This is a genomic window from Flavobacterium filum DSM 17961 (genome assembly GCF_000425465.1).
In the GTDB taxonomy this organism is placed as follows: domain Bacteria; phylum Bacteroidota; class Bacteroidia; order Flavobacteriales; family Flavobacteriaceae; genus Flavobacterium; species Flavobacterium filum.
The window spans coordinates 125,346-149,973 of sequence record NZ_AUDM01000009.1 but is presented as its reverse complement, the minus strand read 5'-3'; the positions used below and the strand labels follow the sequence as shown (position 1 = coordinate 149,973).

Sequence of the window (24,628 nt, the reverse complement as noted above, 5' to 3'; positions counted from 1 at the left end):
TTTTATACAGTTGCAAAGATACTTTTAATGTGGTAGCTTATTACAGTTGTTCTGCTAATCCACACAAAATCTTAGTTTAAAAGTGTACATTTGCCAAAATTATCCTTTTTATGTCAACTTTTCTGGATTTTGATTTGCCTAAATCATTGCAAAAAGCAATTGATGAATTAGGTTTTACTAACCCTACTCCTATTCAAATTAAATCGATGCCGGTTATTTTATCCGGTCGCGATATGATGGGAATTGCCCAAACCGGAACCGGAAAAACCTTTGCCTACTTATTACCGATTTTAAAACATTGGAAATTTCAAAATACGCACACACCACGGGTTTTAATTTTAGTTCCAACCCGTGAATTAGTCGTTCAAGTGGCCGAAGAAGTTGTAAAATTGACACAATTTATGTCCGTTAGAACGTTAGGAGTTTATGGTGGTGTAAACATCAACACTCAAAAAACAGCCGTATATCAAGGTGTTGACATTTTGGTGGGAACTCCGGGACGTGTGATGGATTTGGCTTTGGATAACGTAGTTCGCTTTGATGAAATTCAGAAATTAGTGATTGATGAATTTGATGAAATGCTGAATTTAGGTTTCCGTTTTCAAGTGACTTCTATCCTATCGATGTTGAAAGCAAAAAGACAAAACATCCTTTTCTCGGCCACAATGACCGATGAAGTAGATGATATGTTGGATGAATATTTTGATTTTCCGGTTGAAGTTTCATTAGCTCCATCGGGAACTCCTTTGGAAAAAATTACGCAAATTGGCTACAAAGTGCCAAATTTTCTAACCAAATTAAATTTACTGAAAGAATTATTGCACTCCGATGAAAGTATGTCGCGATTGCTGATTTTTATCAACAATAAAAAAACCGCCGATTTAGTTTCGGTTGCTTTGGAAGAAGAATTTCCGGATCAGTTTGGTTTAATTCACTCGAATAAATCACAAAATTATCGTTTGAACACGATGGCTTCTTTTCAAGCTGGAGAAATTCGTGGAATTGTAACAACAGATGTGATGGCTCGTGGATTGGATATTTCAGACATCACACACGTTGTGAACATGGAGTTTCCTGAAGTTCCTGAGCAATACATTCACCGAATTGGACGAACCGGACGTGCCGATAAAACGGGAGTTGCCGTAAGTTTTGTGAGTCCGAGAGAAGAAGAAATTCAAATTGAAGCCGAAATTTTGATGGAAAAGGAAATTGAATTTTTACCACTTCCCAACATCGAAATTGAAGAAAAAGTACTTGAATTTGAAAAAGAAAAAAAGAAAATGAAAATGCTTTTAAAACGTCCAAAGAAAGAAGGCGGTGAAGCATTTCATGAGAAAAAAGATAAAAATAAAAAAGTCAATTTAGGTGGTCCCGGAAAAAGAACGCCGAGAAAAACCGAATCGAGAAACCGTGGTGTAGAACGTAAACGAGACGAAAAAAGGAAGAAAAAATAAATTTTTTTTAATTAAATCTTTCGCTTTTGCTTAACACTTTTGATTTGTATCGTTAAAATATAAAAGTTATCTTTGACAAACTTTCAATTAATGCAGTTTAAACATCCCGAAATTCTGTATTTCCTTTTTTTATTGGTCATTCCAATTTTGGTGCATTTATTCCAACTCAGACGATTCAAAAAGGAATATTTTACCAATGTAAAATTTCTGAAAGAACTCTCCATACAAACCAGAAAAAGCTCGCAATTAAAAAAATGGTTGTTGCTCACAACACGTTTGTTATTGCTAACCGCTTTGATTATTGCCTTTGCTCAACCTTTTTTTAAAGCCAAAGACAGCAAAGGAATTACCAATGAATTATACCTTGTTCTAGACAATTCATTCAGCATGCAAGCCAAAGGAAAACAAGGCGAATTATTGAAAAGAGCTGTTCAGGAATTACTTGAAAAAACGCCGGAAAATAGAACATTTTCACTCCTTACCAATGATGATGTCTATTGGAATACGGATATTAAATCGATTCAAAAAGAATTGATGAATTTGGAATACAGTGCCACTTCTTTTCAGTTAGATCAACAAATCACAAAAATAAAATCGAGAAAAACACCTTTTAATAAAGATGTTGTGGTGATAACAGATGCTGTAAATCTGCAAGCAAACCAATTAAAACCGATTGATGAAACGATTCATCCAATTTTCATAATACCCAAATCGGAAAAAAAAAATAATGTGGCGATTGATAGTGTTTTTCTTCATCAAACCTTAAATAATTTTTATGAAATTGGTGTGAAACTAAAATCATTTGGAAAATTTGAGCAGGAAATTCCGGTGGCTATTTACAACCAAAAACAATTGATTGCTAAAACACAAGTTAAACTGGATCAAACAGAAAAAGAATTGTTTTTCACCATTCCAAAAGCTGATTTCAATGGTTTTGTTTCAATAGATGAACCTGGTTTGCGTTATGATAATGAATACTTTTTTAGTATTTCTAAACCTGAAAAAGCGAAAGTTCTGGCTATTGGTAATGCAGATAAAAATCAATTTCTGACTAAAATTTATACGGAAAACGAATTTGTTTTTACACAGTTTGAATTAAAAACATTGGATTATAATTTGTTAGAAAAACAGGATGCCATTATTTTAAATGAAATAAAAGAAATTCCACAAGCTCTTCAAACCACATTAAAAGCATTTTATGAAAAAGGTGGTAATGTGATTTTTATTCCATCCGAAGAAAACAAAGTAGAAAACATCAATAAATTGCTCGTGAATTTTGGTTCATTTTCAATGAGTGAATACCAAAAAAAGGAAAAACAAATCACTTCTATTTCGTTTGCTCATCCTTTGTATGATGGAGTTTTTGAGAAAAAAGCTGATAATTTTCAATATCCAAACACCAAAGGAAGTTTTGATGTGAAAAGTACGTATCCATCAGTTTTAACATACGAAGATCAGCTTCCGTTTTTAACGGCAGTTTCCAATTCGTTGGCTACCTTTTATGTTTTTTCTGCTCCGATTAATAAAGAAAATTCAAACTTTAAAAACTCGCCATTAATTGTTCCTACCTTTTATAACATGGCTTTTCAAAGTGCAAAATCAGGAATAAATGCGTTGACAGTTGGAGCAACTTCACCCATTACGATTGATCAACTTTTATCTAAAGACGAAATTATTTCAGTGGTTTCTTCAGATGAAAAAAGTGAAAAATTTATTCCGCAACAGCAAATTTTAAATAATAAAGTGAAATTGACTTTTTCTGAAAGTCCAACACAAGCGGGAAATTTCAATGCGTTAAAAGATAATTCAATCATAAAAAATATAAGTTTTAATTATCCTCGAACCGAAAGTGATTTGCGTTTGGATAATTCAAATTTAGTAGAATCTTACGAAAACGGTTCTTCTATTGAAGCTGTTTTTGATGCTTTGCAAACTAATCGAACGGATAACACAATTTGGAAATGGTTTGTAATTCTTGCGTTATTATTTGTGGTACTGGAACTACTCATTCAAAAATTGGTAAAATGAATTTAATCATCCGAAATGCAACCATCATCGACCCAAACGGTGAGCATCACAACCAAAAAACCGACCTGAAAATTGTGGGTAAAACCATTGAAAAAATGGGTTCAAACTTACCTTCAGAAAAAGATGTTGAAGAAATTAGTTTAGAAAATCTTCATGTTTCCAAAGGATGGTTTGATAGTTCTGTTTCGCTTGGTGAACCCGGTTTTGAAGACCGAGAAACCATTGCCAACGGATTAACTGTTGCTGCCAAAAGTGGATTCACAGCAATTGCTTTGCAACCCAATTCTTTTCCGGTGATTGATAATCAGTCGCAAGTGCGATTTGTGAAAGAAAAGTCAAGAGATAATGCCGTGAATTTATTTCCGATTGGAGCGTTGACCAAAGGTTCTGAAGGAAATGATTTAGCCGAATTATTTGATATGAAAAATTCCGGAGCAATTGCTTTTGGCGATTATGGTAAAAATGTTTCTAATGCAAATTTGCTCAAAATCGGCTTACAATATGTACAAGATTTTGATGGAATGGTGATTGCTTTTTCGCAAGATGAAAAGATAAAAGGAAACGGTGTGGTGCATGAAGGAATTGTTTCTACTCGATTAGGTTTAAAAGGAATTCCAACTTTGGCAGAAGAATTATCCGTTGCCAGAAACTTATTTTTACTGGAATATACGGGTGGAAAATTGCACATTCCAACAATTTCAACTGCAAAATCAGTGGAATTAATCCGAGAAGCAAAAGCCAAAGGTTTAAACGTTTCATGTAGTGTGGCAGTTCATCATTTGGTATTGACCGATGAAAAGTTAGAAGGTTTTGATACTCGCGTAAAAGTGAGTCCACCTCTGCGTGATGAAAACACCAGAAGAGCATTGATTCAAGGTGTTTTAGATGGAACAATTGATTTGATTACTTCCGATCATAATCCGATTGATATTGAACACAAAAAAATGGAATTTGATTTAGCCAAAAACGGAACAATTGGTTTAGAGAGTGCTTTTGGAGCTTTATTAAATGTGCTTCCTTTGGAAGTTGTCATTTCAAAATTAACCAATGGGAAGGCAACTTTTGGCATTGAAAATTCAGGAATAAAAGAAGGTTCAATTGCAGATTTAACTTTCTTCAATCCAAACACTGAATGGACTTTTGGAAAAGAAAATATCCTTTCAAAATCTAAAAACTCCGCATTTCTTGGAGAAAAAATGATTGGAAAAGTATATGGAATTTATAATAACGGAAAATTAGTTTTAGAAAATGGAACAAAATAAAAATGCTGCAATTGTAGCCTATTTAACGATTATTGGTGCGGTAATTGCCATCTTTATGAACAATGAAAACAAAAGTGCTTTTGCCAGTTTTCATATCAGACAAGCATTAGGAATCTTTTTGACATTCTTTCTGTTAGGCTATCCAATAGGCTACTTTGACAGTTGGATGATTTCCTCAGCCTTTTATATCTTCTTTTTTATCCTTTGGATTTACGGATTTATGGGAGCCTTGAACAACGAAGAAAAAAAAGTTCCGTTATTAGGAGATTTCTATCAAAATATATTTAAAAGCCTATAATTATGTCGTTACACTATTTAATTCGTGAGCCAAAAATAATTCAAGAAAAAAATCCGTTGTTGCTATTGTTGCATGGTTATGGCAGTAATGAGGAAGATTTGTTTTCGTTTGCTTCTGAACTTCCTGAAGAATATTTTGTGGTTTCTGCCCAAGCTCCTTATCCATTGATGTACGGAAGTTATGCTTGGTATGCCATTAATTTTGATGCAGATGACACCAAGTTTTCCGATATCAATCAAGGTAAACAATCCAGAGATTTGATTGTGAATTTTATTGATGAATTAACGAATAAATATCCAATTGACCCAAAAAAAGTAACATTAATTGGATTTAGCCAAGGAGCCATTTTGAGTTATGCTATTGGTCTCTCCTACCCTGAAAAAGTATCGAAAATTGTAGCCATGAGCGGTTATTTGAATACAGAAATGGCAAAAGAGAATTTTGAACAAAACAACTTTTCTAACCTGAAAATTTTTGCTTCACACGGAACGGTTGATCAAGTAATTCCGGTTGATTGGGCTAGAAAAACAAGTCCTGCTTTAGAAAAATTAGGAGTTAAATTTGTGTATAAAGAATATCCGGTTGGACACGGAGTTGCACCACAAAATTTTTATGATTTTAGAAATTGGTTAGAAGAAAATAAGTAGTTTATTCTTCAATTTTATCACTACCGGTCACTTTTGGACCAATTTCACCATCACCGGAAAATAAAATTTCATCACCTTTCTTAAGTTGAAATCCTTTCCAAGGTATGAGTTGCCATTCATTAAACACCCATGGTTGACCTTCTGTTTGACGAACCAAAATAATTGATTTTTCTTGACTTGGTAAATAAAGTTCAGCTTCATTACCGCCATTTTCACCAAAAATTAAATACGCATTTTTGGTTTCATCTTCATTATTCAAATTCGATTGTGGATATAAAGTGATGGTAGATTCATACAATTTTATACATTCTTTGTTCAAAGTTGACCAAACATAACCGGCACTTGCCAAACATCCATCTTTATCTTTGTCAGCATTTTCAATCGTGTCCAATAAAGTTTGTTTCACAGTCAACTCTTCTTCTTGTTCAAAATCTAGTTTTTTACAAGAAATAAAAGTGAAAATAACACAAAAAATAAACAAACATTTATGCATGACAAAGTTAATTTGAACCCAAATATACAAAAAACTTTATTTTGTATATAAAGTAGATTTTATAATATTAAACGTTATACTTTCATCTTTTTCGATGAAATACTGCAATAAAACTTCTCCCCATAATTCGCCATTACTAAAATCAGCAATAATCCAACGGTGATTAATGACTTGAATTTTATTGATGATAAATTTTTTATCATTCATGATACCATATTCTACCAATGGGTTGCCATTCGGATCATTATTCTTCTCCATGATTTCATTTTCAATTTTGGAAATCAATTTTTCAATGGAATAATTTTCAAGATGGTTTTGAGCATTGTCATTTCCACGTAAGGTAAAATAAGAGGTTTCAACCATTTTATTATTGAAATGCAAAACGGTATCATTAAGTTTCGTTTTCAACTTTTCAACACGTTCTGTTTCGAATTTTACTTTTTTAGCATAGTAAGAATAGGTAAATAAAGCCATTAGTAATGACAGAATAAATAAATAAAGGAACAGATTTTTTTTCATAAGATTAAAGCGTAATTTCTAAATTATCGTAAGCTAAATAAACGTTTTTGGGTAATTTTTGTTGTACTTCGTCATGAAAACCTAACAAATGACTAATATGCGTTAGATATGCTTTTTTAGGCTGAACCAAAGCAATAAAAGCCAATGCTTCTTCCAAATTAAAATGAGTAGCATGTGGCTCTTCACGTAAAGCATTCACCACCAAAACCGAAAGATTTTTCAATTTATCGATTTCTTCATTCGCAATTGTTTTTACATCTGTCAAATATGCAAAATCTCCAATTCGATAACCAAAAACCTGTAAATTACCATGATTGACTTCAATAGGGATAATGGTATTTTTTTGAATGGAAAACGATTCATTATTCTTCACCACATTTGATACTACACTCGGAGCACCGGGATATTTATTTTCCGTTTCAAAAATGTAATCAAATCTGCGGGATAAATTATCTAAAACACGCTGATGAGCATAAATGGGAATATCCCCTTGCTTGAAGAAAAAAGGGCGTATATCATCTAATCCGGCGGTGTGATCGGCATGTTCATGAGTAAATATAATGGCGTCAAGTTGCTGACAACCACTCGTAAGCATCTGTTGTCGGAAGTCGGGTCCACAATCAATCACAACCGAAAATTGCTCATCGTGAACCCAAACGGCAACCCTTAACCGTTTGTCTTTTGGATTATTACTTTTACAAACGGAATGTTGACTCCCAATGACGGGAATACCTTGTGACGTTCCGGTTCCTAAAAAATAAACTTTCAAGCGTTAAATTTTCACAAAAATAGCATTATTTATCTTTTAAAAAGGTATGATTTTTGTTAACTTTGCATGGTATATACTATTATGGAAAGATTAGCCATGGAAATTAAACTTAAAGGTGATCGTGCGATTGAGCAGATACCTTCTATTAAAGATAAAGCACTTCGCATTAATCTCAATGAAAATATTTATGGAACATTTGCCGAAATTGGTGCCGGACAAGAAACAGTTCGTCATTTTTTTAGGTCTGGTGGTTCCTCCGGTACCATTGCAAAAGCAATGTCTGCCTATGATAAAGATTTTAGTGATGCTATTTATGGTATTGAAAATGACGGTAGATATGTAACGGAAAGTCGTCTGAAAAAAATGCTTGAACATGAAGTTGATTTAATTGAAAAACGTCTTGATCGTGTTAAGCATCCTAATAAGATGTTTTTTAGTTATGCTAATACAGTGGCCACTATTGATTTTGCAAAACAATTCAAAGGTCATGGTTGGGTTGGAATCAAATACCAAATTGAACCGGATGAAGACTATAATGAAATCATTCTGCATATTCGTTTCAAAGAAAATGATGCTCGTTTGCAACAAGAAACGTTAGGTATTTTAGGGGTAAACCTGATATATGGTGCATTTTATAAATACAATGACCCAAAAAAATTATTGCGTTATTTGTATGACCATCTTGACAAAGACCAATTAGAGATTGATACCATTAACTTTTCAGGTCCGCGTTTTGCCAATGTAGATAACCGTTTGATGAGTTTACAATTGGTAAAAAATGGTATGACTGATGCCGTAATGTTTGGACCGGATGGGAATAATATTTTACCTGCTTCTATTCTTTACAAAAAAAATATTTTAGCCTTAAGAGGAAGTTTCAGACCGGTAACTCGAGTGAACATGGACATGTATGAGAAATCCTTGGAAATGTTCTTAAGCGAAAGTAAAGTGGAAGCCGATAAAACATTGGTTATTTTTGAAATCACACTTTCTAACTTACGTTCTGAAGGAGAAATTGACGAACGTGACTTTATGGACAGAGCTGAATTACTTTGTTCACTTGGTCAATATGTAATGATTTCCAACTTCCAAGAATACTATCGTGTGGTGGAATATTTCTCAAATTACACCAAAGCCCGTATGGGATTAGCCATGGGAGTAAATAATCTAGTAGATATTTTTGACGAAAAATATTACCGTCATTTAAGTGGCGGAATTTTAGAAGCGTTTGGAAAACTATTCTACCGTGATTTAAAAGTATTTTTATACCCAATGAAAGGGGAAAATGGAGAAGTTATTGATTCTGAAAACCTTAAAGTTCACCCTCGAATGAAAGAATTATATAAATTCTTTAAGTTCAATGGAAAAGTAGTTGACATTGAAGGTTTTAATCCAAATAACTTAGAAATCTATTCCCGTCATGTATTAAAAATGATTTCAAAAGGAACTCCCGGATGGGAAGATATGTTGCCAAAAGGAGTAGCCGAAATCATCAAAAAAGATAACTTATTCGGATATGACCCTCTAAAAAATGTGATACCTGAAAAAACAACATAAATAAAATGTCGCCAAATAGGCGACATTTTTTATAATATTTGTTTAGCGTGAGCTTTTGTTTTTACATCGGTTATCACTTTTTCAATGATTCCGTTTTCATCAATAACAAAGGTAGTTCTATGAATACCATCATACTCTTTACCCATAAACTTTTTTGGTCCCCAAACACCGAAAGCTTGAATAACTGCTTTGTCTTCATCCGCTAGTAGGGGAAAAGGAAAGTCAAACTTGTTTTTAAAATTGGATTGAGCTTTAGGATTGTCGGCACTTACACCTAAAAGAGCATAATTACCTGCTTGAAATTGGGCATAATTATCCCGTAAATCACACGCTTCTGCCGTACATCCCGGTGTGTTGGCTTTAGGATAAAAGAAAACTACTAATTTTTTTCCTTTGTAATCCGATAATGAGTGTACATTTCCATCTTGGTCTTTTCCTGAAAAATTGGGGGCTTTGTCCCCTGGTTCTAATTTAGTCATTTTAAATGATTATTGGATTGTTAGATTGTTCGATTTATGGATATTTAAATTGTTCGATTATTATTTTAAATTTACCATCATAAAAATACAAAAATGACTAAAAAAGAACGTGCGACATTTGTTATAAATACGTTAAATGAATTATATCCGTCCATTCCTATTCCGTTAGATCACAAAGATCCATATACTTTGTTAATTGCGGTGCTACTTTCTGCTCAATGCACGGATGTTCGGGTGAATCAAATTACGCCACTTTTGTTTGCTAAGGCCGATAATCCGTATGATATGGTGAAATTGAGTGTGGAAGAAATTAAGGAAATTATTCGTCCGTGTGGACTTTCGCCTATGAAATCGAGGGGAATTTATGGTTTGTCTGAAATTTTGATTGATAAGCACAATGGCGAAGTTCCGCAAAGTTTTGAGGCGTTGGAAGAACTTCCTGCGGTTGGGCATAAAACGGCGAGTGTGGTGATGAGTCAGGCGTTTGGTGTTCCGGCTTTTCCGGTGGATACGCATATTCACCGATTGATGTATCGCTGGAATTTATCGGATGGGAAAAATGTGGTGCAAACCGAAAAAGATGCGAAAGCGATTTTTCCGAGAGAATTGTGGAACGATTTGCATCTTCAGATTATTTGGTACGGACGAGAATATTCGCCGGCACGTGGCTGGAATTTGGAGAAAGATGTGATTACGAGAACGATTGGACGGAAGTCGGTTTTGAAAGAGCTTGAGAAAGTACGAAAGTTATAGGTTTTCTAATTTTTTCATTAAATCGTCTTTGCGTCTAACAGAAACCTCAACCACTGAGTTATCTAGTAAATGAACATATCCGCCTTTACCTTTGTCGTAACTTTTCATGTAGTCTAGGTTAATGAGGTGAGAATTGTGTATTCTGCAAAAGTTAAACGGTGATAACAATTGTTCAAATTCTTTTAATGTTTTTGAAACTAAAATTGGTTTTGCTTTGTTGAGAAATAAAGTTGTGTAATTAATATCACTTTCACAGCGAATTATGTCGCTGATAGATATCAAAAGTGTTTCTGTTTGAGTATGAATTGTAATTTTTTTATTCTGGCGTTTTAAATGAGAAAAATTTTCTAATAATTCATGATAATTTTCAGAAGAACCACTTTTGTCGTTTTTTTTATTTTTCCATTTTTCTACAGCAGCGATTAAATCATCCGGATCTACAGGTTTAAGTAAATATTCAAAAGCACTAAATTTGATTGCTTTTAAAGCATAATGTTCAAATGCGGTAGTAAAAATGACTTCAAAATTTATACTTCCTAATTTTTCCAATAAATCAAAACCGGTAGCAGTATTAATTTGAATGTCTAAAAAAAGTATATCGGGGTGTACTTTTTGCAAAAAAACATAAGCTTCTTCGATAGAATTAAAAACTCTTAAAACCAAAATATCAGGTAAATAATCTTCAAAAAGTTTTTGAAGTCGATCTTGACAATGTTTTTCATCATCAACAATTACAACATTTATCATATTAATCGGGTTTAATTTCTAATGGCAGTTTTACTTCTACTTTTGTTCCTTTGTCTAAATCAATTAAATTAACTTGAGCATTAGTGTTTTTAATATTGTTCAGAATGGCGAGTCTTTCTTTTGTAATGCTCATTCCATACGATTTATAATTTGACTTTTCTTTTGTTTTTCTGCCGATTCCATCATCTTCAATAATACAATTAAGCATCTTATTTTCTTCTGCAATTTCAATGATTATTTTTCCTTCACCATTTTTTTCTGCCAAACCATGCCAAATACTATTTTCTACAAATGGCTGAAGAATTAACGGAGGAATATAAGTTTCACGAATATTAATTTTAGGGTCAATTTTAAATTCATACGAAAATTTATGGTTCAATCGCATGGCTTCTAATTGCATATACATTTCTAACATTTTCAATTCTTCTTCTACTGTAATTTCTTTTTCTTCAGAATTTTCTAAAATACCACGCATGAGTTTAGCAAATTTAGCTAAATAATAATCCGCTGATTTACTGTCGTTTTTTTGGATATAATCACTAATCGAGTTAAGCGAATTAAAAATAAAATGAGGGTTCATTTGCAAGCGTAAAGCCTTCAATTCGGTATCACTGATTTGAGCTTTAAATAAAATTTCTTTTTGTTTTTCTTTAAAAACTTGTCTTTTTCTAAAACCAATAAAGAGAAATATACCTGTCAATAGAACCACACTACTTGTTCCTATAGTTGCATACTTAATAATTTTCTGTCGGTTGATTTCAGCTTCATTTAAAATACGCTCCTTATCCATTTGATAAGCATGCTCTTTTGTTAATAATTCTTCTTTCTTTTCAAAATCAGTTAAGCTGTCTTTTAATTTTACAAATTCTTTAAATTCTTTTAGTGATAAGTTTGTATTGCCTTGCTTTTCATAGATTTTAGCCACTATTTCTCTTGCATACATTTCAGTTTCTTTATCTTGATTTTCTAAAGCATAATTTAAAATGGGTAACATATATGATAGAGAAATCGTATACTTTTCTGTTGGGTTAATATTCTCTTTTTTCAACAATTCATCCGGGGCTTCCAAAATAGCTTCTACAAAGTACATTTTTGAAACATACTCAGAATCTACATCTTGAATTGAGATGTAATAATCCATAGCTTCTTTTAATTGGGGAAGTGAAATATCAAATTTCTTTTGAGCATTATGAATAATTGCAATATTTGTTAGTAAATTATATTTATACCAATCTACCTTAATCTCTGTTGCAATTTGGAGTCCTTTTTGATAGAGTAACAGTGCTCCTACTAAATCGTTATTTTGATCTTTTGCCGCACCATAATTTGTATAAACATTAATTATTCCTTGTTTATAATTTATAGCAGAATATATTTTAATTGCCTTTTCATAATATTCATATGCTTTAACATGTTGGCTGTTCCGCTTATAAACTAAAGCAATATTTTCATAAGCCGTGCCAATTAATTTATCGTCCTTGCATTTCTCAGCAATTTTTAAAGATTTAAAATAATATTCTAATGCCTTTTGATATTCATTTAATCTAAAATAACACACCCCTATTGTATTAAGTACATTAATACAGTTGGGTTCCATTTTAAGTTCAGTAAAAATTCTGTAACCTCTTTTCTCTAATTCAATTGCTTCTAACTCTCTATTATGTGTTGAATAAATTATAGCCAAATTATGCAATGAAAACGCTTGTAACTCTTTATCTTGAATTTCCTCAGCAAATTTTAATGCCTTTTTATAGGATTCTATTGCTTCATCTGATTTTCTAATTTCATATAAATTTAAACCTTTAATCAAATTTACTTTTGCTAAATACTTCTTATCTTTCAGCTTAATCGCTATTACGTTGGCACTATCTGCATATTTAACTCCTACTTCTGGGTCTTCAAAAGCACTACTTTTTGAAACAATTAAGTATAACTTTAAACGTGTTTCATCCACCTTTTTATACTTTTTTAATTCTTGCAAAGCCGAATCTTTTTGAGTTAATTGTCCAAAAACCGGGAAACTAAAAATCCAAATGAAAAAACATAAAAATTTGCTCATAAATTAACTAATGTTTAAATATCAAATATAATTAATAAAAATTAACAAAATATAACAAATAATCAATAAACTACTACAAATAATAATTAGTTGTTTTTCAGTTTCATTATTAATGATAAAATTGTTGTAATAATCCTTGAAAAATTGAAATTAATTAATCAAAATACTTATCATGTAATTTTCCACTTATTGGGAATATTACTTTTTTTATTTCCGTTTTTCTCCATTTCAAATGTCTATTCAGGCTCAACAATAACAATAAATGGGTTTGAAATGATTTCAGGAACAGTTAAACTTTTTTCAACAGAAATAAAACCTGTAAAAATTAAAGCTGAACCAATTTTATGGATTAATCTAATTTTATTATTAATAGGTATTCTTGTTAATTCCTTGAGTAGAATATCATTTCAAACATTAAATTTTTTCAATTCAGTTTTAGGAATTGTATGTCTTATCATTCTTAAACATAAACTTGAGTTTCAATATTCAATTCTATCAAACGAATGGACAACTATTGAATGTAAGTTTTCATTTTGGCTTCTACTAATAGATTGTTGCATCATTTGTTTATTATCCTTAACAAAAAAGCCAACCGAAAAAAATAAAAATGATTCAAAGCCATCCATCCATATCAACATTTATACACAAACGGAACGAATAATAAATAAAGAGTAACAATTAATCATTAGCTATTTTACCAATAAAATTTAAGAAATAAGTTTGATTAAAATATTAAGAAATGAAAAAAACGATACTTATTTACATTTTACTAATTGCAATGTTAAGCTGCAAAAATGTATCTGAAAAGAAAGAGACGAAAACAAGTGATTCTGAAAAAGCAATTGAATTTTATGATTTATTAAGAGAGTTAATCCCTAATGAATCACAAAAAGAAGCTATAGTAAATTGGGATTTACAAACAGAAATGATTGAATGGTCGTTTCCTTCACCAACATTTGATGGTGTAATTTATTCAAATTCTGCAGAAACCACTGTTAGCTTAAACGATTCAAAAAATCCGGTTAACTGTTTCCTATTTTTTAACGGTAGAACAATAGATGGATATGATGAAATTCAAATTACGGTAAATGAACCAGAAAATTATAAACTGGAAAATATACTTGTTAATACTTCACTAACCTCAATTAAATTATTAAAAGAGGAAAAAGAAGGGTTTCCATATTATGAATATGAATTGAGACTTCCCAATAAAAAACCGATTTGGCTAATCATTATGCGTGATTTAGAGGGACAAATCAACATGTATGAAGAAAATGAATCAACTATAACAATAGTTTGCTTATTCAACAAAATTGAATATGAAAGAAGAACCGAAGACTAAATAATAAAATATCAACTAAAACAAAACATTATGAAAACATTAAAAGTTATTTTTCTGCTAATTATTTCTTTATCAAGCTTTGAATCAGCAATGGCTCAAAAGAAAGAAAAAAACAAAAACAAAATTACGTTTGAAGATATTAAAGCTATTTGTCCTAAAACACCGGTAAACAAAAGAGTTAGATTATCTGTTTCTTCTTTTAAATCTGCTACGTCTAGTGCTTCTGCAAAATTTGGTGATGAACTATCACATATGTTAACCAATGCATTACAAAATGTGAATTGTTATAACGTATTACTAAGTCAAAAAGACATTGAAGAATTAACCAATGAAATAGAATTTGCTCAATCAGGAAATGTAAAACAAGGAAAAGGACCAAAAACTGGACAAATGCAAGGTGCTCAAGTGATTGTAATGGGTAAAATTACAGAATATGCCGATGGAGGTCAAAATGTTAATTTAGCTGGTTTAAAATTTGGAGGGAATAAAGCTAAAATTGGATTTATTATTCAACTCATAAATGCTGAAACAAGAGAAATTATTGATTCAAAATCAATCAATGTTGAGGGAAGTGCAGGTGGCTTTTCTGGGTTTAGCGTATTGGGAACTGGTGTGGTTGGTTCACAAACAGTAGCCAATGGAAACAAAGCTGTAGCTGATGCCATGGAAAAAGGAATAATTGAAGCTGTACAATTTATATCGCTTGCAAAAGATGATTTGCCGTTTCCTGAAGCTCAAAATTCTGGTCCAAAAGTATTTTCAAAAGCCAATTGTGGATTATTGAATAAACCTTATGTACCAAAAATCATGGTTATTCTTCCTGAATTTCATATTACTCAACGTATTCCAGATCCTGCTGCTGAAACTGAAATAAATCGTAAACTAATTGAAGCTGGTTTTCCTGTTGTTGATCCTGCCATGTTTGCAACAAAAGAAAATGAAGTTGCTTTTATCAATGCCGCAAAAAATCCAATGGCAGCTATTTCTATGGGAAAAGAATTTGGAGCAGATATTGTGATTTATGGTGAAGCCTTTAGCCAACGAACTGGAACACAAGGAAAACAAGTTACTTGCCGTGCTAGAGTTGAAGTTAAAGCCGTTCGTACAGACGATTCTACTATTGTTGCCGCTCATGGTTTAGAAGCAGGAGCTTTGGATAATGCAGAATTTGTAGCAGCCAAATCAGCCCTAAGAAGTGCCGGAGAATTAGTGGTTGACTATCTGTTAGAACAATTTTGCTCAAAAGACCTTGAATTCGAGAAACCAAAAGGTAAAAAGAAATAAAAACAATTTGACTTAAATAACTTAAAAAAAGATTATTATGTATTGTAGAAATTGTTCAAACGAAGTACACGAAAAAGCAATAGCTTGTCCAAAATGTGGGGTTAACCCTCATTCTGAAAAAAATTATTGTTTCGGTTGTGGTACTTCAACAAAAGAAAATCAAGTAATGTGCATTGAGTGTGGTGTTTCATTTGCACAACAGTCGCAAATTGGAAATGACAATGGAAAAACCGTTGCCTTAATTGCTCATTTTTTCTGGATTGGATGGATTATAGCCCTCGTTTTACACAACCAAAACAAAACTGAATTTGGATCATTTTATCTACGCCAAACCCTTGGCTTGAATTTGATTGTCTTATTAACTTTTTTCATACCATTCTTAAATATCTTGATTGGTATGACTGTATTTATTTTTTGGATAATTAGTTTAATCAGAAGTTTAAATAATGCCACAAATCCTGTACTTCTTTTAGGCTCATCTTTCCAAAATTGGTTTAAAACAATATAATTAAAAAATATCAATAATGAAAAACAAAAACTTATTTAAGACTTTAGTAGTATTTAGTTTACTGCTGATATTCTCGACAATGAATGCAAAAGTTTGGCGGGTGAATAATAATGCTACTTACAATCAATGGTCAGGCGAACAGGTTTTTTCAAATTTGCAGACTGCTATAAGCAGTAATCTAGTTTTAGATGGTGATATACTATATTTAGAAGCATCGGGAATAAGTTATGGAACGGCAACAATTACGAACAAAGCGTTGACTATAATTGGTACAGGATATTTTTTAGATGATAACCCGCAGCTTCAAAACAACCACACAACAGCTAAAATTAACCAGTTAACATTTGGAGCAGGTTCGAGCGGTTCTTCGATTTACGGGATAGAATTTGTTAATGCAGATAGAGATATATTCTTTTCAGTCAATACCTTATCCAATATTACCATAAGCCGATGTAAATTTCATAATGGCATTGATATAGATGGAGGAAGTAATTATAGTAATATATTAATTTCTAAAAACTATTTTGGCTCTAATTTTACTGTAGATACAACTTCAGGAGGAACAACTTCTAATCTGACTATTACCAATAATTATTTTGGAGGTAATATTACATTAAGAAGTACCACAGTCGCTACGATTTCTCATAATGTCATTCGTGGTATAGTAATTATTTATGGTAATCCTTTCTACAATAATATTTTGTTGATGACTTCAGCATCTATAACACAAAACAATAATTCTTCTGACAATGTTTATAACAATATTTTCAGAATTACGCAACCTGCTTGGCTCAACAATGCAGGAAATAACACTTTTGGCGTAACCGAAGCGTATCTTTTTAACAACGTTAACGATACTGATGAAAAAAAATATATTTTAAAAGCACAAGGACTTTGCCCTGAATGTTATCAGGGGTATCCGTCAAATGTACAAATAGGCATGTATGGCGGAAACGACACATATATATTGAGCGGTATTCCTGCAATACCTGCCATATACACCTTGAACGCTTCTGCAAATGCACCGCAAAACGGTACATTAAACGTTACGATTAGCACTAGAAGTAATAATTAAAAAATAAAAAACATGAAAAAATTATATACTTTTTTACTGTTTTGTCTAGCATTTACTTCTTTCTCACAAAATATCACTCAAATGGAATATTTTTTTGATAATGATCCGGGGTTTGGAAATGCAACATCAATTTTAGGTTTTAACAATCAATCAGATGTTATTAACTTCAGTTTTACGATTCCAAATACATTTACAAATGGAATTCATACTGTTGGTTACCGAACCAAAGATGCTTTAAACAGATGGAGTCATACCAATTTTAGCACATTTTATGTACTTGAAAATAATGTTTTATATGATATTGTTGAATTAGAGTATTTTTGGGACGAAGATGCTGGCTTTAGTAATAATACAGTAGTGGCTGTTTCTAATCCAGCGAATAATCTATTTAACTATCCGTTTGATGTAAACGTGCCTGCAAACCTATCAATTGGAGATCATAAACTTTTCATTCGTTCAAAAGATAGTAATGGAACCTTTAGTCACACAAACTATGTTAATGTTGTAGTTGAACCAACTGTAGGTTTATCAGAAATTGAAAAATTAGGAATACAACTTTATCCAAACCCTGTAAACGATTTTCTTACTATAAAATTAATGGATAATGAACCTTTTCGTTTACTAATCTATGACTTAAATGGTAAATTAATCACCGATAAAGTTATTAATTCCACAACTCAAATAAATTTAAGTTTTTTAAATGCAGGAATTTATAACGCTCTCATTTGGAAGGAAGTAAATAAAATACAAAATTTTAAAATAGTAAAACAATAGTAACCTATTAAATACAAAAAAAACATCCCGACGTTAATCGGGATGTTCCTTTTAATTAGCGATGGTCTCAAAACTCATGTTTCCTACCTTCATCATGCTTAAAGCCTTGGAGTAACTGAGCAAAAACTGAATGGTTTCTTTTTTAGGTAACATTTTTGGAGCCGCTAATTTTTTACTAGTGTAAAGTTTTGCCATAGAAATATGTGTTTGTTTATATCTATAACGAAACTTTTACGCTAATAGTATTAACTACTCAAAATAATTTGATTTTTTTCAATTACTTTTCTAAGATTTAATATTGCATAACGCATTCTTCCTAATGCTGTATTGATACTTACTCCTGTTATATCGGCAATTTCTTTGAAGCTCAAATCTTGATACATACGCATCACCAGTACTTCTTTTTGATCTGCCGGTAGTTCATCCAAAATACGTAACAAATCTGCCTCTACTTGTTCAGTGATAATTCTACCTTCAATATTCATAGAAGTATCTGACATATACGAAAAAACGGAATACTCTTCTGTTTCTCTTTGCATTGGCATTTTTTTGTTTTTTCTGAAATGATCTACAATTAAATTGTGTGCAATTCGCATTACCCATGGCAAAAACTTACCTTCTTCATTGTATGAATTGGATTTTAAGGTTTTAATAACCTTGATGAATGTGTCTTGAAATACATCGTCGGTTATGTCTCTATCCTGGACCTTAGAATAGATAAAACCATAAATTTTAGATTGATGTCTTTCAATAAGAATAGCCAAAGCCTGCTCATCACCAGCAATGTAATTCTTAACCAATAAAGCGTCGGGAAGTTGATTAACAGTAGCCATAGTTATACCTTTTTAATTCGTGTTTTGAACGGTTAATTTTAAAAAAGTATTGTTTTGTCGATAGGCTAAATGTTAATTAAAAATTAAATATGAACCAAATGTAACACAATTTTAAACTAATAAGCAAATTTTAATTGAAATTTTAACATCTTAAATACAATAAATGTGGAAAACCTCATTAAAATAATTTTTTTTTATCAAATCAGCCTTCGGTTTAAATAAAATATTGGTATTAAAATATTTTCAAAAATCTTAACGTATGTTCATGAAAAATTGAAATTACCTGACTTTTAATTCAACCATCAAATCACTATCTTTGCAGTTCTTTCAATTTTGTTATGACTCCAGAAGAATTTTCGCAACTTGAACCTAAACATAACATCCTTATCAAAGGTGCTCAATTACACAATCTTAAAAACATTGATGTAGCCATTCCCAGAAATAAACTGGTAGTTATAACCGGTCTTTCCGGTTCCGGAAAATCGAGTTTAGCATTTGATACTTTATATGCAGAAGGACAAAGACGTTATGTAGAAAGTTTATCTTCATATGCTCGTCAATTCTTAGGTCGTTTAGACAAACCAAAAGTAGAATACATCAAAGGGATTGCTCCTGCTGTTGCTATTGAACAAAAAGTAAATACCACAAATGCTCGTTCAACTGTTGGTACATCTACGGAAATTTATGATTACCTCAAATTATTATACGCACGTATTGGAAAAACATTTTCTCCAGTTTCCGGTATTGAAGTAAAAAAACATACTGTTTCCGATGTGGTGAATACGGTACTTTCTTTTATACCAGAAAGTAAGTGGATGCTCTTATCTCCTATTCATTTGGAAGAAGGGAGAGCATTGGAGGATAAATTAAAAGTCTTGTTACAACAAGGTTTTATCCGCATCTTGGTAAACAATGAAGTTGTCCGTTTAGATGAAATTGAACAACACGCATTAGACGATCAAAACATTATGCTGATTATAGACCGAATTGTAGTAAAAACGGATGAAGAATTTCAAAACCGTTTAGCCGATGCGGTGCAAACAGCCTTTTATGAAGGTAAAGGTACCTGTTTTTTACAAGAAGTGGGAACAGCCAATCGACTGACCTTTAGTAACAATTTTGAATTGGACGGAATACAGTTCTTAGAACCCAATATTCACTTGTTCAGTTTTAACAATCCTTATGGTGCATGCCCTACTTGCGAAGGATATGGCAACGTAATTGGTATTGATGAAGATTTGGTTATTCCTAATACCGCTTTATCCATTTATGAAAATGCAATTTATCCGTGGAGAGGAGATAGCATGAGTTGGTACCGTGATCAATTGGTCAACCATGCCTACAAATTTGACTTTCCTATTCACAAACCTTACTTTGAATTGAGTGAAGATCAAAAACAATTAGTGTGGGACGGAAACAAATACTTCACCGGTTTACATGCTTTTTTTCAAGAATTGGAAGAAAAAAATTATAAAATTCAAAATCGTGTGATGCTTTCGCGTTACCGTGGGAAAACAAAATGCCAAACTTGTAAAGGAAAACGACTTCGTCCAGAAACGAATTATATTACTGTTGGTGGCAAAACCATATCAGAATTAGTTGATATACCGGTGAAGCATTTGATTACTTTTTTTGCTAGTTTATCCCTTTCAGAATATGATCAAAAAGTTGCCAAACGTTTACTGATAGAAATCAGTAATCGTCTTCGGTTTCTGGATGAAGTAGGATTAAGTTATTTAACTTTAAACCGAAATTCGGCAACTCTTTCGGGTGGTGAATCACAACGAATTAACCTTGCTACTTCATTAGGAAGTAGTTTAGTAGGTTCCATGTATATTTTAGACGAACCTAGTATTGGATTGCATCCTAAAGATACCGAGCGTTTAATTGGAGTGCTAAAAAACTTACGTGATTTAGGCAATACCGTTATTGTGGTGGAACACGACGAAGACATTATGAAAGCGGCCAACCGTATCATTGATATTGGTCCGGAAGCCGGAACTAATGGCGGTAACTTAGTAGCCGAGGGAGACTTTTCTACCCTATTAAAATCGGATTCCCTTACCGCAAAATACTTGAATGGTGAATTGGAAATATCTGTTCCTAAACAAAGACGTAAATTCAAAAATCATATCGAAATTAGAGGAGCTCGTGAAAATAACCTTAAAAATATCGATGTTGTTTTTCCATTAGATTGTTTAACCGTAGTTACCGGCGTTTCAGGTAGCGGTAAAAGTACATTGGTTAAAAAAATACTTTATCCATCTGTTCAAAAAAAATTAGAAGGTGTTAGCGATAAAGCCGGACAATTCTCAGAGTTAAAAGGAAATTTCTCTCACATCAAAAACATTGAATACATCGACCAAAACCCAATTGGCAGAAGCTCACGTTCCAATCCGGTAACGTATATCAAAGCTTATGATGACATACGGGATTTGTTTACCAAACAAAAAGCATCAAAAATAAGAGGGTATCAACCAAAACATTTTTCTTTTAATGTAGAAGGCGGAAGATGTGAAACCTGCAAAGGTGATGGTGAAGTAACTATTGAAATGCAATTCATGGCCGATGTACATTTAGAATGTGAAACCTGTAACGGCAAACGCTTTAAAAAGGAAATATTAGAAGTTTATTTTGAAGGCAAAAACGTGGATGATGTCTTAAAAATGACTATTGATGATGCAATTGCTTTTTTTGAACTACACCAACAAACTAAAATCATTCAAAAATTAAAACCTTTAAAAGAAGTAGGTTTAGGCTATGTACAATTAGGACAGTCGTCTTCTACCCTCTCCGGAGGAGAAGCTCAACGTATTAAATTAGCTTCTTTTTTGGTTAAAGGAACAACAAAAGACAAAGTCTTATTCATTTTTGACGAACCAACAACCGGACTTCATTTTCATGACATCAAAAAACTGTTGACCTCTTTTGAAGCCTTAATTGAAAAAGGGCATTCCATTGTGGTTATTGAGCACAACCTCGACCTAATTAAATGTGCTGATTACATTATCGATATCGGTCCTGAAGGCGGCGAAAACGGTGGACAACTTTTAGCATTTGGTACTCCGGAAGAAGTGGCAAAACATCCAAAATCCATCACAGGAAAATATTTGAAGGAAAAGTTGAAGTAGTATTCTGTTGACGGTTGACGGTTGTCGGTTATTGGTTGACGGTTATTGGTTGACGGTTAACGGTTGACGATTTTAAGTTTATGTTTTTTACATTGTATTTCTTCAACTGTAATTCGTTATTCGTTAATACATCAATTAATGATTTATCATTTAATATTTCTTACTGAATTTTAATATAAAATTCCGATTAATTATCTTTTTTTTTCGGACTTAACCTTCTACTCCCTACTCCTAACCCCTTCTAAACTCTTAAACTCTTAAACCTTTAAACAACTAAAAAACAATACGTTAAAAATCATTAACAACTCATTCACAACATTATTTTCTGTTTTGGCACGGCAATTGGAATATGCTAATCAACTACCGAAACGAGTTCGGGGATAACAATTAAAATGAATGTATCATGAAAACAATTACCTATTTAGTAGCCTTTACTTTCACAGTAGGAAGTTTAGGAATGACGGCTCAAAACCGAGTGATGGAAACAGAACGAGGCATAACAGTAAATCATACGATACAAGCAGAGCCAATCGTATTTATGGAACGAGGAATTGAATTTTTCGTGTTCTTAAATGGAGACTTTGATTTTAATACCCGTCCAAACGATAGCCATGGTGGCATCTTCTACCGCAGAGGAGGTACAAGAGGTACCACAGCAGTAGCAGTAAACTACGGCGTTCGAATCGAACATGATAGTTTTGGTAGAGTTAGACGTGTGGGGAACACCTTTATCAACTATGATTCTAGAAACCGTGTGAGTAGAATTGGTAGCATCTTTATGAACTACAATCGTTTTGGTCTTAGTCGCATTGGAGGAATGGAAATAGTTTATAACCGAAGAGGAATGATAGTTGATACAATAGGTCATGTAAATGGTTGGAGAGGAAACAATGGTTATGCACAAACCACGTATTATGGTAGTTCAACCTACTATAGTAACGATTACAATAACGGATATGCTTACAATGTGAACGACTATTATTACTATAAAGCTGATGGAACAAAAGCATTAATTGAAGATAAAAAAGAAAAATAAATTTGAGTTAAGTTAGAAAGTTTGGTTAAGTTTGGTTGATGAAAGTCCTGTGAAATAAGTAGCAGGGCTTTTTTTATATTGCAATTAAACAAGATTGGCAATTAGTCAATTAACCTTTTTCAAAATATTTTTTAAAACAGCATTAATATCTTCAGAAATAGCCAAACGATAATTCAAAAACCAATACCAAATAGAAAGCAGTATAGATTTCAAAAGGATATTCACAATCGGATGAAAGGGAAAATTCCAAAAATAAAACACAACAAATGTTAATATTATAAGTAGTAATGAAGTTATCGTTTTTTGGGTAAAAGGAAACAACTTCATTTTAAAAACGACAAACATTAATTTAGCTAAGCTATACAATCCTATTGAAATGAGTGTAGCAATTGCAGCACCTTCAATTCCAAAAGAAGGAATAAAAACCATGTTTAAGCTCACGGTCACAACAACCAAACACAATCCAAGAAAAAGTACAGTTCGATAGTATTTGGAATTGAAAATTATAGAATTGTTGTTTCCCAACATCAAATCAAAAAACTTAGAAAAAGAAATTAAAAAAACCACTGAAATTCCACCACTATATTTTTCGGGCAATAATGCATAGACTTGATGAATGTTCGTGAGAATACCCAACATAATAAAACCGCCAACAACTTGTAGCGTAATAGCTGTTTTTTTATATAACTCATTTAACTCATCGTGTTTTTTGTGAGCCATTAAATCAGTTGTAATAGGATGAGTGATTTGATGCATTGCTCGCATCGGTACAGATATGGTCAACGCAATAAAAATTGCCACAGAATAATAAGCTGCTTCTTTGATCGGAATGTATTGACCAATCATGAATTTATCAATATCCAGTAATAGAACTGCAATTCCTGATGAAAAAATAATGAAGGCGGAATACACCAAAACTTCCTTCTTATCTTTTGGAAATAGTAAATGAAATTCCGGTTTCCGAACTTTGAAAGCAACGAAAGCCATGACAACCATCATCAAAAAATAAATGAATACCAAACTATATACAAATTGTATTGTGGTTATCCAATTCAGATGAACTGCCAATAAAAAAACGGTGATAAAAATTCGCAAAAGTACTTCTTTTACAAAATTGCCAAAAACCGATTTCAAATGTACTTTTACCCAAGCATAAAAAATCTCGAAGTAGCCCATGAATAATCCAATTACCGGAATCATCCACACATAATCAAAAATAATTGGATTTTCTTGCGATAAAAGTTCAGCTGTCTCGTTGTAAAACAAAGCTAAACCAATAAAAATTGGAACTACTAAAAGTAGTGGTAAAACCAACATCAAGTTTAAAAACCTCGATTTTTCAACTTCTGTGTCGTGTTCAGCATAAAATCTAACCAATGTATTTTGAATGCCAAAAGCCATCAACGGCATCATGATGTTGGCAGAAGAGAGTAAAAAAGCTGTTAACCCATAATAGTCCTCTCCCAGAAAATGGGTGTACATAAATAACGTATTTATCGCACCAATAGCAAACCCCACAAAGGTGATGAGAGTGTTTTTGATGGATTGATTTACGACGATGCCCATTTCTAGTGAATAGT

General features: G+C 32.3%; 23 protein-coding genes. 14 read left to right on the top strand and 9 right to left on the bottom strand.

The features are described from left to right. The first annotated feature begins 110 nt into the window (after window positions 1-110). From H601_RS0106915 to H601_RS0106895, 5 genes are all read left to right on the top strand, one after another. Window positions 111-1,454: a DEAD/DEAH box helicase gene (locus H601_RS0106915; protein ID WP_026710827.1), complete on the top strand. Its 1,344-nt coding sequence runs from the start codon at window positions 111-113 to the stop codon at window positions 1,452-1,454. Between the two features lie 72 nt (window positions 1,455-1,526). Beyond that, the gene (locus H601_RS0106910; protein WP_342663349.1) at window positions 1,527-3,482 is read left to right on the top strand and encodes a BatA domain-containing protein; all 1,956 of its coding nucleotides are present in this window, start codon (window positions 1,527-1,529) and stop codon (window positions 3,480-3,482) included. After that, window positions 3,479-4,744: a dihydroorotase gene (locus H601_RS0106905; protein ID WP_026710825.1), complete on the top strand. Its 1,266-nt coding sequence runs from the start codon at window positions 3,479-3,481 to the stop codon at window positions 4,742-4,744. The genes H601_RS0106910 and H601_RS0106905 overlap by 4 nt, the downstream gene beginning before the upstream one ends. Further along, entirely contained in the window at window positions 4,731-5,042 is a 312-nt protein-coding gene (locus tag H601_RS0106900) for a DUF4870 domain-containing protein (RefSeq protein ID WP_026710824.1), read from the top strand. Before H601_RS0106905 ends, H601_RS0106900 begins: the two co-directional genes overlap by 14 nt. Before the next feature lie 2 nt (window positions 5,043-5,044). Beyond that, window positions 5,045-5,689, top strand: a complete 645-nt coding sequence (locus H601_RS0106895) for an alpha/beta hydrolase (protein ID WP_084139941.1) — start codon at window positions 5,045-5,047, stop codon at window positions 5,687-5,689. Window position 5,690: 1 nt separating this feature from the next. Here H601_RS0106895 and H601_RS15405 read toward each other — a convergent pair whose 3' ends face one another. The 3 genes from H601_RS15405 to H601_RS0106880 are packed head-to-tail and all read right to left on the bottom strand — an operon-like array spanning window position 5,691 to window position 7,470. Continuing rightward, window positions 5,691-6,182: a hypothetical protein gene (locus H601_RS15405; protein ID WP_051220686.1), complete on the bottom strand. Its 492-nt coding sequence runs from the start codon at window positions 6,180-6,182 to the stop codon at window positions 5,691-5,693. Window positions 6,183-6,218: 36 nt separating this feature from the next. Beyond that, complete coding sequence (locus H601_RS0106885; protein ID WP_051220685.1) at window positions 6,219-6,656, bottom strand: hypothetical protein; 438 nt, start codon at window positions 6,654-6,656, stop codon at window positions 6,219-6,221. 49 nt (window positions 6,657-6,705) lie between these two features. Beyond that, window positions 6,706-7,470, bottom strand: coding sequence for an MBL fold metallo-hydrolase (locus H601_RS0106880; RefSeq protein WP_026710821.1), 765 nt, complete (start codon window positions 7,468-7,470; stop codon window positions 6,706-6,708). 96 nt (window positions 7,471-7,566) lie between these two features. On the opposite strand from H601_RS0106880, the gene H601_RS0106875 reads away from it, so the two are divergent. Beyond that, entirely contained in the window at window positions 7,567-9,027 is a 1,461-nt protein-coding gene (locus H601_RS0106875; protein ID WP_035655674.1) for a hypothetical protein, read from the top strand. Window positions 9,028-9,056: 29 nt separating this feature from the next. Here H601_RS0106875 and bcp read toward each other — a convergent pair whose 3' ends face one another. After that, window positions 9,057-9,506: a thioredoxin-dependent thiol peroxidase gene (gene bcp / locus H601_RS0106870; RefSeq protein WP_026710819.1), complete on the bottom strand. Its 450-nt coding sequence runs from the start codon at window positions 9,504-9,506 to the stop codon at window positions 9,057-9,059. A gap of 93 nt (window positions 9,507-9,599) precedes the next feature. On the opposite strand from bcp, the gene H601_RS0106865 reads away from it, so the two are divergent. Next, complete coding sequence (locus tag H601_RS0106865; protein ID WP_026710818.1) at window positions 9,600-10,259, top strand: endonuclease III domain-containing protein; 660 nt, start codon at window positions 9,600-9,602, stop codon at window positions 10,257-10,259. On the opposite strand, the gene H601_RS0106860 is transcribed toward H601_RS0106865, so the two are convergent. Together H601_RS0106860 and H601_RS0106855 are read right to left on the bottom strand one after the other, a co-directional pair. Then, window positions 10,254-11,006: a LytR/AlgR family response regulator transcription factor gene (locus tag H601_RS0106860; RefSeq protein WP_026710817.1), complete on the bottom strand. Its 753-nt coding sequence runs from the start codon at window positions 11,004-11,006 to the stop codon at window positions 10,254-10,256. The genes H601_RS0106865 and H601_RS0106860 overlap by 6 nt on opposite strands. A gap of 1 nt (window position 11,007) precedes the next feature. Beyond that, a complete protein-coding gene (locus H601_RS0106855; RefSeq protein ID WP_169628257.1) occupies window positions 11,008-12,987 on the bottom strand; it encodes a tetratricopeptide repeat-containing sensor histidine kinase in 1,980 nt (659 codons plus the stop codon). Between the two features lie 817 nt (window positions 12,988-13,804). On the opposite strand from H601_RS0106855, the gene H601_RS0106845 reads away from it, so the two are divergent. The 5 genes from H601_RS0106845 to H601_RS0106825 are packed head-to-tail and all read left to right on the top strand — an operon-like array spanning window position 13,805 to window position 18,048. Beyond that, window positions 13,805-14,407, top strand: a complete 603-nt coding sequence (locus H601_RS0106845; RefSeq protein ID WP_026710814.1) for a hypothetical protein — start codon at window positions 13,805-13,807, stop codon at window positions 14,405-14,407. 30 nt (window positions 14,408-14,437) lie between these two features. Continuing rightward, window positions 14,438-15,691: a CsgG/HfaB family protein gene (locus H601_RS0106840; RefSeq protein WP_084139940.1), complete on the top strand. Its 1,254-nt coding sequence runs from the start codon at window positions 14,438-14,440 to the stop codon at window positions 15,689-15,691. A gap of 37 nt (window positions 15,692-15,728) precedes the next feature. Next, window positions 15,729-16,199 (top strand): zinc ribbon domain-containing protein, encoded by a 471-nt coding sequence (locus H601_RS16115; protein ID WP_051220684.1) that lies wholly within the window; start codon window positions 15,729-15,731, stop codon window positions 16,197-16,199. Window positions 16,200-16,215: 16 nt separating this feature from the next. Continuing rightward, complete coding sequence (locus H601_RS0106830; RefSeq protein WP_156900361.1) at window positions 16,216-17,274, top strand: hypothetical protein; 1,059 nt, start codon at window positions 16,216-16,218, stop codon at window positions 17,272-17,274. A gap of 12 nt (window positions 17,275-17,286) precedes the next feature. Then, the gene (locus H601_RS0106825; RefSeq protein WP_084139939.1) at window positions 17,287-18,048 is read left to right on the top strand and encodes a T9SS type A sorting domain-containing protein; all 762 of its coding nucleotides are present in this window, start codon (window positions 17,287-17,289) and stop codon (window positions 18,046-18,048) included. A 51-nt stretch (window positions 18,049-18,099) separates the two neighbouring features. On the opposite strand, the gene H601_RS16610 is transcribed toward H601_RS0106825, so the two are convergent. Beyond that, on the bottom strand, window positions 18,100-18,243 hold the full coding sequence (locus H601_RS16610) for a hypothetical protein (RefSeq protein WP_169628256.1): 144 nt from the start codon (window positions 18,241-18,243) through the stop codon (window positions 18,100-18,102). Window positions 18,244-18,293: 50 nt separating this feature from the next. Next, window positions 18,294-18,881 (bottom strand): RNA polymerase sigma factor, encoded by a 588-nt coding sequence (locus H601_RS0106815; protein WP_026710809.1) that lies wholly within the window; start codon window positions 18,879-18,881, stop codon window positions 18,294-18,296. A 338-nt stretch (window positions 18,882-19,219) separates the two neighbouring features. On the opposite strand from H601_RS0106815, the gene uvrA reads away from it, so the two are divergent. Both uvrA and H601_RS0106805 read left to right on the top strand, forming a co-directional pair. Beyond that, complete coding sequence (gene uvrA / locus H601_RS0106810; protein WP_026710808.1) at window positions 19,220-22,012, top strand: excinuclease ABC subunit UvrA; 2,793 nt, start codon at window positions 19,220-19,222, stop codon at window positions 22,010-22,012. A 403-nt stretch (window positions 22,013-22,415) separates the two neighbouring features. Beyond that, window positions 22,416-23,048: a hypothetical protein gene (locus H601_RS0106805; protein WP_026710807.1), complete on the top strand. Its 633-nt coding sequence runs from the start codon at window positions 22,416-22,418 to the stop codon at window positions 23,046-23,048. A gap of 105 nt (window positions 23,049-23,153) precedes the next feature. Here the strand turns inward: H601_RS0106805 and H601_RS0106800 are convergent, their stop codons facing one another. Then, on the bottom strand, window positions 23,154-24,614 hold the full coding sequence (locus H601_RS0106800; protein ID WP_026710806.1) for a lipopolysaccharide biosynthesis protein: 1,461 nt from the start codon (window positions 24,612-24,614) through the stop codon (window positions 23,154-23,156). Window positions 24,615-24,628: the final 14 nt, after the last annotated feature.